This is a genomic window from Marinicella litoralis (assembly GCF_002591915.1).
Classification (GTDB): domain Bacteria; phylum Pseudomonadota; class Gammaproteobacteria; order Xanthomonadales; family Marinicellaceae; genus Marinicella; species Marinicella litoralis.
This window is the reverse complement of the sequence record NZ_NIHB01000003.1, coordinates 216,473-235,021: the sequence shown is the minus strand read 5'-3', so window position 1 is coordinate 235,021 and position 18,549 is coordinate 216,473. Positions and strand designations below refer to the sequence as shown.

Below are 18,549 nucleotides of genomic sequence, written 5' to 3'. Positions count from 1 at the left end.
GTCAGATTAATAAGGAACGAAATTGTAACACAAAACAGACCTTGAAAGCGCAACAAAATCACGAAAAAACGATTTCAAAGCCCTGGGTTAAGGAATTCGACAAAAGACATATAATTACAGCCACCCAAGACTTTAAGGGCTTAGAAGCAATTATATTAAGAAAACCACCAAAATCACGATGATGACTTTTTATGACTTTCGATTCTGCGGTAATAATTGTCAGCAAACAGCTCAAGATCATCAGTATCAATGGCCTCCCGAATTTTTTGCATGAACTCCTGATAAAAATACAAGTTATGTATGGTATTCAAACGAGAACCCAGCATTTCGCCGCACTTATCTAGGTGACGCAAATAAGACTTCGAAAAATGTTGACAGGTATAACACCCACAATCTTTATCTAATGGTGTCGCATCGAACTGATGTTTGGCATTGCGAATTTTTACCACCCCATCCCAGGTAAACAAATAACCGTTGCGTGCATTCCTGGTAGGCATCACACAATCGAACATATCGACACCCAACAACACCGCTTCCAATATATCTTCTGGCTTCCCTACACCCATTAAATACCGTGGTTTGTCGGCAGGTAATAAGGGGGTGGTGGTTTTCAACACCTGTTCACGCAAGTCTTTGGGCTCACCCACTGACAAGCCACCAATGGCAAAGCCATGAAAATCAATATCGGCCAAACCTTGTGCTGAAATTTTCCGTAAATCATCGTACATACCGCCCTGTACAATACCAAATAAAGCATTGGGATTATCAGCAAAGGCGTTTTTACTGCGTTGTGCCCAGCGCAAAGAAAGTTCCATCGATACTTTCGCCTCTTCATGGCTGGCAGGGTATGGTGTACACTCATCAAATATCATCACAATGTCTGAGCCCAGTTTTCTTTGTACTTCCATCGATTCTTCTGGCCCCATGAAAACGGTAGAACCATCCACTGGTGATGCAAATGTAACACCCTCTTCTGTGATTTTTCGTCGCTTGGCCAATGAAAACACTTGAAATCCACCAGAATCAGTCAATATGGGTTTATCCCAACCCATAAAATCGTGCAAGTCCCCATGCGCTTCTATGACTTCCGTTCCTGGGCGAAGCATCAAATGGAAGGTGTTGCCCAAAACAATTTCAGCACCAATTCCCTTGACCTCTTCTGGAGACATGGCTTTTACGGTTCCATAGGTACCCACAGGCATAAAACACGGGGTTTGCACTGTTCCACGTTCAAACGTCAACTCACCCCTTCTGGCCAGACCATCTTGTTTTTTTAAATCAAACTTCAAAACTGTTTCTCACTGTTCTTTATTCAGCCGGCCATTATAACGGTGTTACTTTATTTTCGGTTAAAAATTCATACAATCCGTTGCAGGCTTGCTCCAGCAAATCCAACACCAACTCAAAACCATCGCCTTTACCATAATACGGATCAGGCACTTCATCGTAAGATGAATCTTTGGCAAACCGCATCATTGACACCACCTTGTCTTGTTGTTGTGCTGGAAACATCTTGATTAAATTGTCTCTGTTGTCTTCATCCATCACAACCAACCAGTCGAACTTTTCGTAATCTTCTGAAACCACCTGCCTTGCGCGCAAATGACTCATATTGAGCCCCCTTTTCGCAGCTGCGAGCATGGAGCGACGGTCTGGCTTAGATCCAGCGTGATAAGAAAGGGTACCGGCAGAATCAACATAATAAAACTGATCCTCACCCTTTGACTTCAGTAATTGAGTAAACACTGCTTCGGCAGATGGTGACCGACAAATGTTTCCCATGCAAATAAACAGGATTTTTTTTACACTCATTGATATCCCCTTTGATTCTTTTTATATTATGATAATCCCACCTTTCGGACATTATCAAAATGCATTATGCCAAAAATAAAAGAATTTAAACACAGCAACAGTTCACCTCGGCCCAATCAACAACAAATTTCAGACTTCATCACCACCAATGGCATCAACTTAAAAAAAAATGCCAAACAAATTGGTGAGCTACATGCAGCATTAAAAGCTGAAGCCAAGAAGGGTGTATTGATCATTTTTCAAGCCTTGGACGCAGCCGGAAAAGACAGTACCATACGCAATGTGTTTAAATTTTGCGACCCTGCTGGATTTAATGTGGCTTCATTCAAGGCGCCCAGTAAGCTAGAAGCTGCTCATGATTTCATGTGGCGTTGCTACCTTGAATTCCCACCCAAAGGTCAATTAACCGTATTCAATCGAAGTTACTATGAAGAAACACTGGTGGTAAAAGTTCACCCTGGGTTCCTCAAAGGTCAAGGTATTGATTTTGCAGTTGACAAATCATTCTGGCAACAAAGGTATGATTTTATCAATCAAGTTGAGGCACACTTGGTCGCATCTGGCACCAAAGTCATTAAATTTTTCCTTGATGTCAGCCAAGACACGCAACACAGTCGATTTATCAGTCGATATGCCACACCTGAAAAACAATGGAAATTCAATGTAGGTGACTTGAAAGAAAGCTTGCTTTGGGCAAAGTACCAAAAGGCATTCAATACGATGCTTAAAAAAACTTCCAGCAAAGTGGCGCCTTGGTATGTCATTCCAGCCGATGACAAACCCAAAATGAGGGCGTTGGTTTCAGAAATTGTGATGCAAAACTTAATTGGCATGAATTGCCAATACCCAACCATTCCAGAATTCGATGTGGAAGATTTGGCATTGATTGATGATTTGGTTAAAAACCACAAAACATAAAAGTTTCAGACCTTTATGGTTTTATGCGCCGTAATTAATTACATCAGTTGAAATTTTAGGTGGCAATTGAAGGTGATACCCCTGAGCGACCAGGTTTTCTTTAACCTGTTCAATGTTTTGAGAAGCCAGTTTATTTCTTTTGGCCAAGTTCAATTGCATCACTTGGACACAACTTCCCAGTGTTGACATCAACTCTTCAGGCACATCCTCCAAGGATTTTCCACGCGCCAAATACAAATACGCCCCTTGCTTCTTTTCAGATCGATAAACATAACAAATCAAAACAAACTCCTTACTCTGCAGCTGAATCTTTATTTTTGTCACTTTCCGCTTTCTTGGGCTGATTGCCAATGACACTTTTTAAGGGACAAACTTTAAGAATGGGACATTTTTCGCACCCAGCAACCATGGCATATGGACATAAAGTCATCAACACTACCTTCATTTATATGAACAAGCGCCAATTTTAACATGACCAGAGGTCTGATTATGATTTTACACCCGTAATTCGACACGATTGCAATTCAGGGTGCGTGTCTAAGATGGTAAATTCACCATTACCTACATCAGCCTTCAATTGACGAACACCACTGGTTAAAAAATAAGTAACTTCAATATTACCTTCGGTTTTCAAATAAGAGTTCCAACGATCACCTGGTTGTTTACAAATCACCTCACAACCCTCCTTCGAATCACAAACTATGGTCTCATGATGAATCAAATCATTCATTGTCACGGCTGCCGAATCGTCATGTGCACTGCATACACCTGATACCACTAAACCCAAACCCATTAATATTGCTTTCATAACACACCTTTCATTTAAAGAATGTACCCATTATAAATGACCGTCATGAACTAATAATTAACTAAGTCACACACAAAACTGTGAACCAGTTCCATGTCATTATACTTTTGTACAACGACTGATCACTGCTTTTGCAATTTTATTAATAATGGAAAAACTTTCATCAACAGCCGCTGAATCAGTTTGCCAGTTACAGACACTGATTCGCATGGCCAACCGATCTTTCCAAATTGTCTGTCCGACCCAACAGGTCCCGTCTTTTTGTACTTGGTCCATAATTTCTAAATTCAATTTTTCAGAACCAAAACAAACCACCACTTGATTCAACACCACTTCATTCATCACTTCAAATTCTGCGCCTCTCAGTAAATCAGCGAAATACTTGGCACAATCACAGCAACGATTAATCAATGCCTCAACACCTGAGCTTCCTAAATGTCTCAATACCGCATAAACATCTATACCACGAGCCCTTCTGGATAACTCTGGCGTGTAATCAGATGGATTGCGACCCGCGTTTTCTGTTGGCAAGTATGACGCAGTAATGGCCATAGCTGCTTTGAGGGCATGTTCGTTTTTCACAAATGCCAAACCTGAATCATAAGGTACATTCAGCCACTTATGTGCATCAGTTGCCCATGAATCCGCCAATTCAAGACCAGCACCTAAATGTTTGAGTTTGCGTGAGGCCATTGCCCACAGCCCAAACGCGCCATCTACATGGACCCAGGCATTTTTTGTATGGGCCAGTTGGCAAATTTGGCCAATGGGGTCAAAGGCACCTGAATTGATGTTACCTGCCTGGGTGATGATGATGGTGTTGTCCTTAATTTCTGGAAATTGTTCCATGTCCATACGGCCTTGATCATCAGTAGGCACTTTGATTACGCGGTTTCGTCCCAAACCCAACATGGCCAAGGATTTATAAACCGTCGGGTGAGACTCTTCACTGATGATGATGTGTAATTCAGGCGCGCCAATTAAGCCGTCTGCTTCAACATCCCATCCTGCAGTAGTGAAAACTTGATTCCGTGCAGCTGCCAGTGCAGTGAAGTTTGCCACCGTGGCGCCAGTAACAAATGCTGTGGCAGATTGTTGAGGCAAGCCCAATAAATCTAGCATCCATCTTGCGGATACTTTTTCAAGCATGGCCACAGCAGGCGTGGTTTTTTCTAACCCCGTATTTTGATCCCAGGCCGTACCTAACCAGTTGGCAGCCACACTGACAGGATAGGCACCACCAATCACAAAACCAAAAAACCTCGGAGACCCCATTTTCATGGTTGCAGGTGTGACCCATTGATTCATTGTTTCAATCACTTTGACAGAATCCATGCCATGTTTTGGCAAGTCTACATCTAAATATTTTAAGTTTCTGCGGGCATCCTCACTGACTTGAATTGGCAGTTCATTAGCGCTTTGTAAAAATTCAGTGGCATATTGAAATGCCTGTTTATAAAGTTCAGTCATCCAATTTATCTCTATTATCTTTTGCTAGATTTGGTGTAAATATTAAAGTGATTAACATTGTAATGAATACACTAAAAGTTATGAGTATTTTTTTAAGTCTTGCTGACGTCGCAGGTCAGCAAACAATGTTAACTCCCAAGGCCTCATCCCAATAACCAGGGTGGTTCCATGTCTTTGTTCTAATTTCAAAGTTTTATCTTGTTCCGATAATTGACTGAATTGTTGTTTTAACCTATTGATGTGTTTTTGCATCAATTCATTCGATTTTTTACTTAACATACCATTGACCAACAACCTGATTTCACCAGGATTAATGAATTGACTTTGCCAAAAATCTTGTTGAATGTTTTGTTCAAAAAACTTTTGAATCGGACCATTTTCTATCCAATGAAAATGCGGGGATATCTTCAATTTAATTTGATTGTTAGGCTTAAGTTCAATCAAATCAGTTCGATCTAAACGCAACAACACATTCACCAGTTCTGCCTCTTCAATTTGGTAGGTCTGGTGAATTTGTTTGAAAGTCCAATGGTTACAAACACAAACCGTAACCAATAAAAGCTTTACATCTGACACCATCAACTTTTCTTGCTTCTCAGTCAGTTGAATGATATCGGATGATTGGTTCTGAATCACCTGTAATAAATCCACCAATTCCAAGTCCATCATTTCACAAATTTTAATCAGACGGCTCAAACTGATTTGGCCTTGTGAAAAAGAACGCTTGACACTGGATTCAGATAAATCCAGGTGGGCTGCGACATGTGAGTAATTCAGCTTATGTTGCTTCAACAAACCTTTTATGGCTTGCAATATCAGTTCGGTTTGTTTCATAAAGTTTAAACATATAACACTTTAACCTCGATTATAGACTCAAATCAGTTGTGTTTCGTTATAAAGTACAATTATTCCATTGCAGACACTATCTGAGAACTTAACTCACTTTATGCAACAAGCAGGATTAAACCCTTCATGCTGAAATGACTACCCCTGATCTAGAATCAGCCATTGGTTTTTCATTGGGTTTAATGGCACAATTAATCACCAATATTAAATTAAAGGTGGAACACATTAAAATGACCTTGGTAAAGACCATCAAGAAAATCGCATCACGCAATTCATGCATTCTAATGGTATTTACCTTGGTTGCACTTTCAATCACAGCCAATGCCAAAGGAATAACTGCCTGTGGGAATAACACTGCTGCAGCCAAACTGGTTCAATTGATAAAGACACATAAAAATCAACAAAGGGTTGTATTAAACTGCAATGAAAAGCTCAATAAGATTGCTAAAATAAAAGCTCAAATCATCATTGATAATCAAGATTTGTGGCATGATGCTGGCCACATGACTCCCAATCAACTTCTCAGAAAACATGGTTTCAAACTGCCTAAGACTTACCCTACTTTTGGCAACCAAGTTGAAGCGCTGGCTGGTGGGGAACACACAGCAGAAGCAGTCTTTGAAGATTTTATAAACAGCGAACCTCACCGCAACCTTTTGCTGGGTGAAGATGATTTTTTTAAATCACAAGACCAAATAGGTGCCGCATTCATCAAAGAACCATCGACTGATCACCAGTATTACTGGGTCGTTATCATTGCTGATGAAAAAGAAAACAAAGCAAAACAAGATATAGTGATTGACGTTAAACCGCCTGTCTTTTCAAATAAGAAAAGAAAACGCGGCAAAGAAATTAAAGACAAACTTTATCGTGCAAAAGTCAGAAGGACGAGAATCAATTGACACATCAAACCAAGTCGACATAACCCAAATCATTCAAAGCCTGATACAGCACAATGGCTACCGTGTTTGACAAGTTGAGGCTTCGGCTTTCTGCCTTCATTGGAATTCTGATGTTGTTGATTACATCTTGTTGTAAAACTTCCGCTGGCAAACCGCGGGTTTCTGGACCAAACAACAAACATTCATTGTCATAAAATTTTACTTGGTGATGGTATTTTTGAGCTTTGGTAGTTAAAGCATGGATTTGCTTGAATTGAGTATTGGCAATGAATGAAGCAAAATCATCATGTTGGATGACATGAGCCCATTCATGGTAATCAAGACCCGCTCGCCTGAGTGCTTTCACTTCCATATCAAAACCCAATGGATGAATCAAATGTAACTGAGCACCTGTGTTGGCACAAAGTCTTATGATATTGCCAGTGTTGGGCGGAATTTCAGGTTGATACAAAGCAATGTGCAACATGATTATTGGGTAAAAAAACTGCCATTCTATATGATTCAATAGGAAAACCACAAATTTCCAGCGATAAGTTAAACAATACATCTGGGCATAAAGACAGAGCTTTGTTAAAATCTCATGATTCAGAGAGATAAGACAAGTCATCAATGCCATCAATATCAAACATCAATAAAATTTTAACGGGATTAATTCTCACACTTTGTTTCAATACCTTTTGCCATGCTGCTGTGGCCAGAGACTGGAATGACGTGCTGTTGGATGCAATCAGAGCAGATCAGGCTCGACCCACCATTCATGCCAGAAACTTATATCACATTTCTGCAGCCATGTATGATGCGTGGTGTGCTTATGAAGAAAATTGTCAAGGGGTGTTCTTCCAAGAAAAAATCACATCCGATGACATCAGCAGTGACCAACAGCAAGCCATCAGTTTTGCCACTTATCGCCTATTGATATGGCGATTCAACACCTCAGTTGGTGCCCCAACCTCAATACCCAACATCAATAATCATATGCAAGGTTTGGGTTATGACGCCAATGACACTGGCACTTCAGGGAATACGGCTGCGGCAGTGGGAAATCGCATTGCCCAAACCATCATTGATATGGGACTGAATGACGGTTCTAATGAAATCAATGATTACATCAATCAATATTACGAACCGATCAATGAACCCCTGTTACCGGATTTTGATGGCAATCCAGACATAACGGACCCAAATCGATGGCAACCATTGGCCCTTGAATATTTCAAAGATCAATCAGGCATTGTATTGGGAGAATACCCCGACTTCCTCAGCCCAGAATGGGGACATGTAACACCCTTTTCGTTGACACCCAACGACCTCACTGAACACCAAAGAGATGGTGATATTTATCCCGTTTATATGGACCCTGGCGCACCGCCAATGATTGCAGGAGTCGGTGATGATGACTATAAGTCAGGATTTGAACAAGTGGTCGAATTCAGTGGTTACTTAGATCCGGCTGATGGTGTTTTGATAGACATCAGTCCTGCCTCAAGAGGCAACAATGACTTGGGAACCAATAATGGTACAGGCCGTGATTTAAATCCCATCACTGGCTTACCCTATACACCACAGATGGTACCTGCTGGAGACTATTTCCGTGTTTTGGCAGAGTTTTGGGCAGATGGTCCTGATTCAGAAACACCACCAGGTCATTGGTTCACTATCCTGAATACCGTGTCTGATCACCCATTGTTGGAGAAAAGACTGAATGGTGTTGGACCCATTTTGGACGATTTAGAATGGGAGGTTAAAACTTACCTGGCACTTGGAGGCACCATGCATGACTCCGCCATTACCGCTTGGGGCATCAAAGGTTGGTATGATTACATCAGACCAATCTCTGCCATTCGATACATGTGTGATCAAGGCCAGAGTTCTGATCCCAATGCCGCAAGCTTTGCCCCCAATGGCATCAACCTTCACCCTGGTTACATAGAGCTCATCACACCAGCAACCATTCAACCAGGCGGAATTCATGAATTTTTGGCTGGAATTGGCAATGAAAACCTTGGGAAAATTGCAGTCAAAGCTTGGCGTGGACCCGATTATATTATTGACCCAGATACAACGACTGCTGGTGTCGGATGGATTTTGTGTGAAAACTGGTGGCCTTATCAACGACCCTCATTTGTTTCACCCCCCTTTGCAGGTTATGTTTCTGGTCACAGTGTATTTTCTAGGGCTGCCGCCGAAGTCATGACGCTTTTAACTGGGTCAGCCTATTTTCCAGGTGGCATGAGTGACTTTTTAGCACCGCAAAATGAATTTTTAGTTTTTGAAGACGGTCCCAGTGTTGACGTCATTTTACAATGGGCCACCTACCAAGATGCCGCCGATGAAACCAGCATCTCCAGAATATACGGAGGCATTCACCCAACCGCTGATGATATTCCTGGCCGTTTTATGGGCTACGAAATTGGCCACCAAGCATTCAATCGGGCAATGGCATATTTTAACGGCTCACAACCAGCAGTAGCGGTACCTATCAATCAAATTCCTGTACTCTTTTTAATGCTTTCAGGGATGTTATATTTATCTAGAAAAAAAATTATGAAAAACAGATAAACCAATGATATCCAAGTCATTTTTATCTATAATTAAACCGTATTTACTGCTGATGCGGATGGACCGCCCCATAGGAACTTTGTTGCTGTTGTGGCCGACTTGGTGGGCCTTGTGGTCTGCCAGCAATGGTCACCCGGATTTCAACACTTGGCTGATTTTCACTTTAGGCGTTTTCATCATGAGGGCTGCCGGCTGTGTGGTTAACGACATCTCAGACAGAAAATATGACGGACATGTCGGTCGAACCCAAAACCGGCCATTGGCTAAAAATACACTGCCCGTCAGGCATGCGTGGTATTTGTTCTTTGGCTTGTTATTAAGTGCAGCTGTGTTGTTGTTATTTTTGAAGCAGTTAACCATTATATATGCCTTAATAGCTGCGTTTTTCGCGGTCACTTATCCTTTGATGAAACGAGTCACTTATTTGCCACAAGTGTACTTAGGTATCGCCTTTTCTTTTTCAATTCCAATGGCTTATGCCGAAATCACAGGCTCTGTGCCAAAAGTGGCTTGGCTGTTGTTTGTCACCAATATCCTATGGACCACCAGCTATGACACCATTTATGCCATGATTGATCGCAAAGATGATTTAAAAATTGGGGTGAAATCCACTGCAATCCTGTTTGGTGATTTAGATCGAATCATTATTGGAATCATTCAATTGCTGACCGTTTTGGCCTTGTACTTGTTTGGCAATCAATTGGAATATTCCGCGACTTATTATTTGGCCGTGATTGCTGTTATTTGGTTATTTGTCTACCAGCAATTACTGATACTAAACCGGGATGAAAACAAATGCTTCAAAGCCTTTATTCATAACAACTGGGTTGGTATGGTGGTGTTTTTAGGTATTTTCAGCCATTTTGTTATGAAATCATCATTTTCTACTTGAAATATTCACAAGCAAACATACATTGGTTTTAACTTAATCGCCGCATACGGGATTAAGTCAGTAACCCGACTTGGCCACTTCAACACAATGGCAAGTCATTTTAAATTTTATATTGCTTAAATAGGAGAATATGATGAATTTTGATTTAACCCCTTTATTTCGTACCTCAGTAGGTTTCGATCGCATGGCTCAATTGTTAGACCAAGCCAATCGCATAGACCAAACACCCAGTTATCCTCCATACAACATTGAAAGTATTGATGATAACAACTACTTAATTACATTGGCATTGGCTGGCTTCAGTGATGAAGATTTAACCATTACCTCTGAACAAAATACATTGACTGTTAAAGGTAAAAAAGACAGTGAAGTCCAAGGTAAATTCATCCATCGTGGTATTGCCAACCGGTCATTCGAAAGGCGATTCCAATTGGCTGACCATGTAAAAGTTCGTGCAGCAAACATGAACAATGGCTTACTGCATATTGAATTAGAACGTGAAATTCCCGAAGCAATGAAACCAAAAAACATTGCCATTGGAACCCAGCAAAAAACCTTAGATCAGAAACCAGAAATAGTGAAAGAGAACAAAGACGTTGCGTAATTGTTCAAATTCAAAGTAACACTTTTGGTTTAATTTAAGCCACAAAAAAAGCCTAAGTATTTAACTGCTTGGGCTTTTTTATTCACTGCTCGTTATTATTGTCGGCGGAATCAATGTCATCCGCTTCAATCACTTCCACATCGTCAAGGGTAACTTCACCCAACCCCAGATTGAACTCATAATTATAGATAAAATCCTCAACTTGACGTTTGACATCTTGACCTGTAACGACCAAACCAGAATTTAACTGAATTTGCAAAAATGAAGGGATGTGCCCATTCAAATGAGTGCCGGTAAATTGTAAATTGTTTTTCCATTGTTCTCTGCGCAGTAGCGTTGGATGCTTTCCATAAGTTTCTGCCAATTCAGACTTGATTTGATTGGCTTTAGTTAATTCTTGTGGGCTTAAGTAAAGCTCCAAATCTTGTATTAACTTTTCGATATAAGCCCTGTTTGGCATGGCACTCAAATCAACCAATTTATACCAGGCCAGCGAGTTTACATAGTCCTTATCTTGCATCAGATAAAACCCAACCAAAGACATCGCCAGGTGATTACCATATTCAGCAGATTGTTTGAAATTCTTTAAAGCCGAATTTCTGAAGCCATCTTTTTCGTCATCAAGCCCTTGTGCCAAAAGTGCTTGATCCGGCTTGATAATTTGACCATTGTCATCAAAATGTAAGCCATAATCACGTGCACAAAGCTGCCACGTTGAAAGCATTAAAACCAATATCAATGATGTTTTCATAGTTGTCCTTAAAAATTACTGTAACAATCATTAAAACAAAAAACATTTAAATCATGTAGTGCAATAAGTCACTGAAAAGATGCATTCATAAGGATTAAATAGGAGACTCATCATCTTTAATCACCTCAAAATCTTTCAGTTTTACTTCACCATTAATGAATTTTAAATCATATTCATAGACAAATTCATTCAACTGTTTCTTTAAGTTATAGCTATTGACTGTCATGCCTGAACCCATCAATTTAAAATTGTTGCCTGATCCCGGTTCAACACCACCGCTGACATGAATCTTTAATCCATTGGGCACATGCCCTTTGATGTGTGAACCGCCGAAAGAAAGTTTTTTCTGCCAATTGATTCGATGTGCCAACACGGCTTCTTTACCATATGATTGCTGTAGTTCCGCGAGGATTTGATTGGCAGAATCAATTTCAGCTGGTGAGAGTTTCGTTTCAATTTTCTGCATCATACCAAGCAACATTTCATGGTTAGCTATCATCTTAAGATCAATCAATTTAAACCAGGCCAAAGCATGGGTGTATTCGTTTTTCTTTAAATACATCAACCCCATCACTGCCTGCGAATAGCTGTTACCATATCGAGCTGACTTTTTAAGGTAATGCATGGCGTCATTTTCATAGCCCAGTGCTTGTGCATCTATCCCCTTGGCTAAATATTTTTGATCAGGCGCTATTATTTTGCCATGCTGATCAAAATGTATACCCTCTGCTGCAACAGCAACCCCAAATCCCAATAGCAATCCAATCATCACAGTCATTCTATTTTTCATATCCAATTCCAATGTAAAATTAATAAGTCGTTATTCACACCATTATTAAAAATTAAACTGAATAAAAACTGAACAAGATAAATCCATTCAATGAGCATAAAAAAAACCCGGTTTAACCGGGTTTTTCATTGCTGTTGATGTAATCAGTTATCTGGCAGCATTTGTACTCATTGAACCATTTCTTCCACTGTCACGTGTTTGAGCCATGTCTCTCATGCCTTCGGTATGGCATTGGCCTGTTCTGTGACCACGGTTCACCGCACCAGACAATTGTCCTCTGGATTTTTCAGTGGTGCCATCTTCGGGATCTGACAAAACCAGGTCTGACGCAATGTTACAATAATCATAACGCCACCATTTATCGGTAAATGAAGTGGTGTAATAGTTCACTTTATTTCGAGCCCAAGTGGGAATACCCGACAACCATGAACTGGCTCCTGATGTGGTCAAATTACTGTTATAACCACAACCTACTCCAAAAATATCACCAATCAATGCCAGGTTACCTGCCAAAGGCGTACCCTGATAAGGTGTACCTACAGACTGAATCAACCGACCACTGCCAGCATTGTCCAAACCACTCCAGTAGTAAGTATATAGATGTAATGACGCAGCCCCACCTTGTGAATGTGCGACAACACCAAAAGATGGGAAGTTATCACCATAAGAATCAATCAAACGAGCAAATGCATCATGAGATCGATTTTGATTGAAATCGGTGAATTTAACACTGTTGCTGAACTGGTATTGAACCGGTCCCCAAGCATCGCCTGAACAGTAGCCGTGAACCAACATTAATTTGCCACCGGCTGCTTTATCTACCGCAGTCAATGACTCAGGTTTTACTCCTTTTAACATTGACTCAGTTAACCCACCGTCATGACTTGCTTTTGATTGTTCGGAAATACCAGGTAAAGCAAGAGGTAATCTATCGATTTCAAGCATTGAAATGTAATGATTGGTGTCTTCAATCCTTACATTTTTTAATTCATACGGTGCTTGAACACCTTTATTTAACAACCAACGATCATCGAGTTCCAAATGAACCTGCCCATCTTTCAAATCAACAATTGTTGATAACCATGACACAGAGGTTAATTCTTTGGCATGACTGTTACTGCCCCAAACTTCTGCGAAAACTCGAAGCTTCAGGTCTTTTTCTGCTGTAGCCAGCGCGAAACTCAAATCAATCTTATGTGGATTTGTGTATGCACCTATCGCTTGTTTACTGCTCAATGCTAAATCTGAATGAATCACTGGAATGATGTGTTCCGCTGTTCGGAAAAATGGTTTGCCGAAGGGTGTGATGCCTTTTGTCACCACTTGAACTTGGTACAATCCTGCTTGCTCAGCTTTGAAGTTACCGTTAAATTCACCATCAAATGCCGCCTTGTCAAATTCTAAACCATCATCAAACATTGAAACTTCTTTGACGGTCCCATCAGGAGCTGTTATGCGCATAAAAGAGGTCTGAATTAATTGCAAATCATTTTTAACCACAGTAAATTCTGAATCATCAAATGCCAATGCATTGAGGTTTATGACATCACCAACCAATTGTCCAGCTGAGCTGACATATGATTTTAAACGATAAGGACTGTCACTGCTGACTAGCAAATACCCATTGGCAGCTTCTTTTTTATCAGCACTGACGGCAAATTCATATCGTCCAGATTTTAAATTTTGCAAATCAAATTGAGTGGCTGGAAATTGCTCAGAACCCATGCCTAATGAAGTTTCTCTGGTAATAAAGTCTAACCCAATTGACTGATTGCTTTTTTGCGATCCCACGCCCCTAACAGATAACTGCCAGTTTTCCCTGTTTGGAGAAAACAACAACACCTTGGGGTTGTCACCATCAATCAATAAATTATTTTTCCACTCCATTTGACCCTCAGCGTTTTCGCTTAAATCAATGGAAATCATCGCATGTTTAGATACGATTGCAGATGATTCTGGACTGGCTTTTTGCATCAATTCAATTTCCTCAGCAGGCCCGGCTAATTGCTTGGCAATTGGTCCAGCCACTGAGATGGTTGATGTGAGAATGATAGACGCAGTAACGCCCATGAATTTTAGTTTGTTCATTAGTAAACCCTCTATTGTTGTAATTAAATGACTTGAATAAATAAATGGTCATTAAAGACTTATTTATCGGTTCGATTTCCCCATTAAATTATTTTTTATTGGTTATAAACAGGGATCGACATATTCAAACCGGTAATAAAAATAACATAAATTTAATTATTTTTCAAACGTTTGTTTGAATACAGAAGAGATAAATCATTGATATTGAAAAAAAAGACAATCAGGATAATTTATGCCATTGGCTCAACATTAAATTCAGGCAATGGTATGGCTATATTTTTAGCCATAAAAATGCGATAATATGCGCTTTAAATTTAACCAATCGACCAGGCAACATCAACTGGTCCTTCAACAGGGGTTTATCAATGAGTGATACGCTAAAAACAGCCATGCAACTGGCTTGCAATAACAAATCTTATAAATATTTCAGTTTGGCCAAAATAGCTGAAACCCATGACATCAGTCGTTTACCATTCAGTTTAAAAATTCTTCTAGAAAATTTATTACGCAATGAAAACGGCATTGATGTCACTGTATCTGACATCGAAGCTTTGTGTAATTGGGACCCCAATGCCGCTCCTGCCACCGAAATCGCATTCACACCATCACGTGTGGTATTACAAGACTTTACAGGTGTACCAGCCGTGGTTGATTTGGCAGCAATGCGTGATGCCATGAAAGCATTGGGTGGCGATGTTCAAAAAATCAACCCATTGTCTCCTGCTGAATTGGTAATTGATCATTCAATTCAAGTAGATAAATATGGCACCATGGATTCTGCAGAAATCAACACTCAGATTGAATTCCAACGAAACATGGAACGTTATGGATTTTTAAAGTGGGGGCAAACCGCCTTTGATACCTTTAAAGTCGTACCACCAGGAAACGGCATTGTTCACCAAGTTAACCTTGAGTATTTGGCTCGAGTTATTTTTGGTGCTGAAAAAAATGGAGAATTGATGGCCTATCCTGATACCGTGGTAGGAACAGATTCACACACCACGATGATCAACGGAATTGGCGTACTGGGTTGGGGTGTTGGCGGAATCGAAGCAGAAGCTGCCATGTTAGGCCAAGCCATTTCAATGCTGATTCCACAAGTTGTCGGCTTTAAGTTAACAGGAAAAATGCAAGAAGGTGTAACGGCCACTGACCTGGTTTTGACTGTTGTTGACATGTTGCGAGAACATGGTGTGGTTGGCAAATTTGTTGAGTTCTTCGGTTCTGGCTTACAACATTTACCATTGGCAGACAGAGCAACCATTGCCAACATGGCTCCAGAATATGGTGCCACATGTGGTATCTTCCCTATAGACAATGAATCACTGAGGTACTTGACACTATCAGGTCGCTCAGAAGAACAAGTAAATTTGGTTGAAGCTTATGCCAAGGCACAAGGTATGTTCCATGATGAAAACAGCATAGATGCTGAATACACGGCAGTTCTAGAACTCGATATGAGCACCGTAGTCCCAAGCATTTCAGGACCTAAGCGTCCGCAAGACCGCATTGAATTGACTGTTGCCAAAGAAACTTACAACAGGCATTTCAAAGAATTTGAAAACGGCAGAGCCGTTAAATCAGTTGCAGTATCTTCAGATCGTGGAAATTATGATTTTACTGATGGCAACATCGCCGTGGCTGCCATCACCTCCTGCACCAACACATCAAATCCGGCTGTAATGTTAGGCGCTGGTTTGCTGGCCAGAAATGCCGCGGCCAAGGGTTTAAAAGTAAAACCATGGGTTAAAACTTCACTGGCACCTGGCTCTAAAGTGGTTTCTCATTACCTCAATGCAGCAGGAGTAATGGATGACCTGGAAACTTTGGGTTTCAACGTAGTTGGCTTTGGCTGTACCACTTGTATCGGCAATTCCGGTCCCTTGGACCCTGCCCTTTCAAAAGCAATTAATGACAATGATTTAATTGCCACTTCAGTGTTATCTGGAAACAGAAACTTTGAAGGTCGAATTCATGCTGACATTCAAATGAATTTCTTGGCGTCACCACCACTGGTTGTGGCCTATGCCATAGCGGGCACCATGGATTTTGATTTACAAAATGACTCATTGGGCGAAGACCAAGAAGGTAATCCAGTTTATTTGAGGGACATTTGGCCTAGCAACCATGAGATTGCTGACACCATTCAAAACAATGTCTCAAAAACCAGTTTCTCTGAAGGGTACGAAGGAATATTTGAAGGTGATGCAAACTGGCAAGCCGTCAAAACCACAGAGTCAGAATTGTTTGATTGGCAAGGAGATTCAACCTACATTAAAAACCCACCCTATTTTGATGGCATGACTTTAGAAGTGGGTACCATCGATAACATTTCAGGGGCACGTGTATTGGCTAAACTGGGTGATTCAGTGACAACTGACCACATTTCACCTGCCGGGGCCATTGCTGAGGATTCTCCAGCTGGAAGTTACTTGAAAGAAAAAGGCGTTCCAAAAGTCAATTTCAATTCATACGGCTCTCGTCGTGGTAATCATGAAGTCATGATGCGCGGCACATTTGCCAACATCAGATTACGCAATCAATTGGCACCAGGTACTGAAGGTGGGTGGACGCGTCATCAACCGTCTAATGAAGAAATGAGTATTTTTGATGCATCGATGAAATACCAAGCAGAAGGCACGCCATTGCTGGTCATTGGTGGCACTGAATATGGTACAGGCTCTTCAAGAGATTGGGCAGCCAAAGGTACTAATTTACTTGGTGTTAAAGCGGTATTGGTACAAAGCTATGAACGAATTCACCGCTCTAACTTGGTAGGCATGGGAGTCATTCCATTGCAATTTAAAGCCGGTGAAAGCGCTGATACCTATGATTTGACTGGTAAGGAAGTATATGATGTCAGCGGCTTGAAAAATGGTGAAAGTAAAACAGCTCAAATCACCGTTCACCGTGAAGATGGTAGCACTGTTTCATTCGAAGTAGATGTCAGAATTGACACTCCTAAGGAAGTTGAATATTGTCGCCACGGTGGTATTTTGCATTATGTTTTAAGAAACTTAGCTTCTTAATTGATTTAAACAATACCAAAGACTTAAGCTCGACAATTTAAGGGCAAGTGATTTATCATTCGCTTGCCTTTTTTTATTTATTGACTACAGATAGAATTTCATGAAAAACATCGCACCTCTATTAATTACCCTAATGGTCTTAGTTTCTGCGAAATCAGGTGCATCAAGTGACCACATCTACCAACAATTACAACTTTGTAAGAAAATAACAAATAACACAGAAAGGCTGACTTGTTTTGATCAGATAAACCACCGCTCAAATGACAGCACTGACGCTGCAAAAGCAACAACATCCCACGATGAACACACCAAGCAACCAAGTTCATTCCCGTCACTGATGGCAGACTTAGGGGAAGCCAACTTTTTTATCAGCTATGGCAACCTTGATTTTCTAGGCGGCACCAAAAAAGCAGTCTTGTTCAATGCAGGCATGCGCCATCCAATTAACACTTTTGATTGGTCAGAGGGTAGACCATTAAGCTTCAATGTATTTGGTCAAATTCGCTCCCAATTTGATGTCAATGAACTTGATATACGTAATAATCGAGGAGGTGCTTTAATCAACACTGATTTTTCTGTCGGCGGTGAACTGGTCCAATCTCTCGATCATTGGAACTGGCGTTTTAGCTACACCCATAAAAGCACCCATTTAGGCGATGAATTCATCATAGACAACCAGAACTATCTACAGGAACGTATCAACTTGTCCTTTGAAGCGGTTAAGTGGACTGCACAAACCAACATCAATCATTGGGACTTATACGCTGGAGTCGGATTCATTACCCGATCTGAACCTGGCAATTTAGATCAAGCCATGTGGCAATTGGGCTGGCAATTTCAAGGAGATTACTGGCACGGTGTTAAACCAATATGGGCAATCGATTTAAAGTCATGGGGTGCCTTTGACTGGAATATCAATGTCAATATGCGTGCTGGTATCGAAATATCACAATGGACTCAAACACCTTTTCAAATTCTTTTTGAATACCAAGACGGACGTTCACCCTATGGTCAGTTCTTTACAGAGGATTTAACCTTTACCGGATTAACATTCTTGCAAAACTGGTGATGACAGAAAGC

17 protein-coding genes are annotated in these 18,549 nt (G+C 40.8%); 7 read left to right on the top strand and 10 right to left on the bottom strand.

The features are described 5' to 3' along the window. Positions 1-173: 173 nt before the first annotated feature. Together tgt and CCS90_RS11245 are read right to left on the bottom strand one after the other, a co-directional pair. Positions 174-1,289 carry a tRNA guanosine(34) transglycosylase Tgt gene (gene tgt, locus CCS90_RS11250; protein WP_099019653.1) on the bottom strand — a complete coding sequence of 372 codons (1,116 nt, stop codon included), beginning with the start codon at positions 1,287-1,289 and terminating at the stop codon, positions 174-176. Positions 1,290-1,323: 34 nt separating this feature from the next. Then, positions 1,324-1,812 (bottom strand): low molecular weight protein-tyrosine-phosphatase, encoded by a 489-nt coding sequence (locus CCS90_RS11245; RefSeq protein ID WP_099019652.1) that lies wholly within the window; start codon positions 1,810-1,812, stop codon positions 1,324-1,326. A 66-nt stretch (positions 1,813-1,878) separates the two neighbouring features. On the opposite strand from CCS90_RS11245, the gene CCS90_RS11240 reads away from it, so the two are divergent. Then, positions 1,879-2,730, top strand: coding sequence for a PPK2 family polyphosphate kinase (locus tag CCS90_RS11240; protein WP_099019651.1), 852 nt, complete (start codon positions 1,879-1,881; stop codon positions 2,728-2,730). A 21-nt stretch (positions 2,731-2,751) separates the two neighbouring features. Here the strand turns inward: CCS90_RS11240 and CCS90_RS11235 are convergent, their stop codons facing one another. The 4 genes from CCS90_RS11235 to CCS90_RS11220 form a co-directional block, all read right to left on the bottom strand. After that, entirely contained in the window at positions 2,752-3,054 is a 303-nt protein-coding gene (locus tag CCS90_RS11235) for a YcgL domain-containing protein (RefSeq protein WP_162846886.1), read from the bottom strand. Between the two features lie 163 nt (positions 3,055-3,217). Further along, positions 3,218-3,538, bottom strand: a complete 321-nt coding sequence (locus CCS90_RS11230; protein WP_099019649.1) for a hypothetical protein — start codon at positions 3,536-3,538, stop codon at positions 3,218-3,220. A 99-nt stretch (positions 3,539-3,637) separates the two neighbouring features. Beyond that, the gene (locus tag CCS90_RS11225; RefSeq protein WP_099019648.1) at positions 3,638-5,008 is read right to left on the bottom strand and encodes a pyridoxal phosphate-dependent decarboxylase family protein; all 1,371 of its coding nucleotides are present in this window, start codon (positions 5,006-5,008) and stop codon (positions 3,638-3,640) included. Between the two features lie 78 nt (positions 5,009-5,086). Next, positions 5,087-5,842, bottom strand: coding sequence for a helix-turn-helix domain-containing protein (locus CCS90_RS11220; RefSeq protein ID WP_099019647.1), 756 nt, complete (start codon positions 5,840-5,842; stop codon positions 5,087-5,089). A 146-nt stretch (positions 5,843-5,988) separates the two neighbouring features. Here CCS90_RS11220 and CCS90_RS11215 point away from each other — a divergent pair, with 146 nt between their 5' ends. Then, positions 5,989-6,756, top strand: coding sequence for a CAP domain-containing protein (locus CCS90_RS11215; protein WP_099019646.1), 768 nt, complete (start codon positions 5,989-5,991; stop codon positions 6,754-6,756). A gap of 4 nt (positions 6,757-6,760) precedes the next feature. Here CCS90_RS11215 and trmL read toward each other — a convergent pair whose 3' ends face one another. Further along, on the bottom strand, positions 6,761-7,222 hold the full coding sequence (gene trmL / locus CCS90_RS11210; RefSeq protein ID WP_099019737.1) for a tRNA (uridine(34)/cytosine(34)/5-carboxymethylaminomethyluridine(34)-2'-O)-methyltransferase TrmL: 462 nt from the start codon (positions 7,220-7,222) through the stop codon (positions 6,761-6,763). A 143-nt stretch (positions 7,223-7,365) separates the two neighbouring features. On the opposite strand from trmL, the gene CCS90_RS11205 reads away from it, so the two are divergent. From CCS90_RS11205 to CCS90_RS11195, 3 genes are all read left to right on the top strand, one after another. Further along, a complete protein-coding gene (locus tag CCS90_RS11205) occupies positions 7,366-9,315 on the top strand; it encodes a vanadium-dependent haloperoxidase (RefSeq protein WP_099019645.1) in 1,950 nt (649 codons plus the stop codon). A gap of 4 nt (positions 9,316-9,319) precedes the next feature. Then, positions 9,320-10,207: a 4-hydroxybenzoate octaprenyltransferase gene (ubiA, locus tag CCS90_RS11200; protein WP_099019644.1), complete on the top strand. Its 888-nt coding sequence runs from the start codon at positions 9,320-9,322 to the stop codon at positions 10,205-10,207. Positions 10,208-10,340: 133 nt separating this feature from the next. Next, entirely contained in the window at positions 10,341-10,811 is a 471-nt protein-coding gene (locus CCS90_RS11195; protein WP_342775171.1) for an Hsp20 family protein, read from the top strand. An 82-nt stretch (positions 10,812-10,893) separates the two neighbouring features. Here the strand turns inward: CCS90_RS11195 and CCS90_RS11190 are convergent, their stop codons facing one another. The 3 genes from CCS90_RS11190 to CCS90_RS11180 all read right to left on the bottom strand — a co-directional run bounded on the left by CCS90_RS11190 (position 10,894) and on the right by CCS90_RS11180 (position 14,440). Then, positions 10,894-11,562, bottom strand: coding sequence for a hypothetical protein (locus tag CCS90_RS11190; RefSeq protein WP_099019642.1), 669 nt, complete (start codon positions 11,560-11,562; stop codon positions 10,894-10,896). A gap of 94 nt (positions 11,563-11,656) precedes the next feature. Next, complete coding sequence (locus CCS90_RS11185) at positions 11,657-12,352, bottom strand: hypothetical protein (protein ID WP_133566524.1); 696 nt, start codon at positions 12,350-12,352, stop codon at positions 11,657-11,659. Between the two features lie 147 nt (positions 12,353-12,499). Further along, positions 12,500-14,440, bottom strand: coding sequence for a choice-of-anchor X domain-containing protein (locus CCS90_RS11180; protein ID WP_099019640.1), 1,941 nt, complete (start codon positions 14,438-14,440; stop codon positions 12,500-12,502). Between the two features lie 365 nt (positions 14,441-14,805). Here CCS90_RS11180 and acnA point away from each other — a divergent pair, with 365 nt between their 5' ends. Together acnA and CCS90_RS11170 are read left to right on the top strand one after the other, a co-directional pair. Then, on the top strand, positions 14,806-17,469 hold the full coding sequence (gene acnA, locus CCS90_RS11175; RefSeq protein ID WP_099019639.1) for an aconitate hydratase AcnA: 2,664 nt from the start codon (positions 14,806-14,808) through the stop codon (positions 17,467-17,469). A 100-nt stretch (positions 17,470-17,569) separates the two neighbouring features. Beyond that, positions 17,570-18,538 carry a DUF1207 domain-containing protein gene (locus CCS90_RS11170; protein WP_099019638.1) on the top strand — a complete coding sequence of 323 codons (969 nt, stop codon included), beginning with the start codon at positions 17,570-17,572 and terminating at the stop codon, positions 18,536-18,538. Positions 18,539-18,549: the final 11 nt, after the last annotated feature.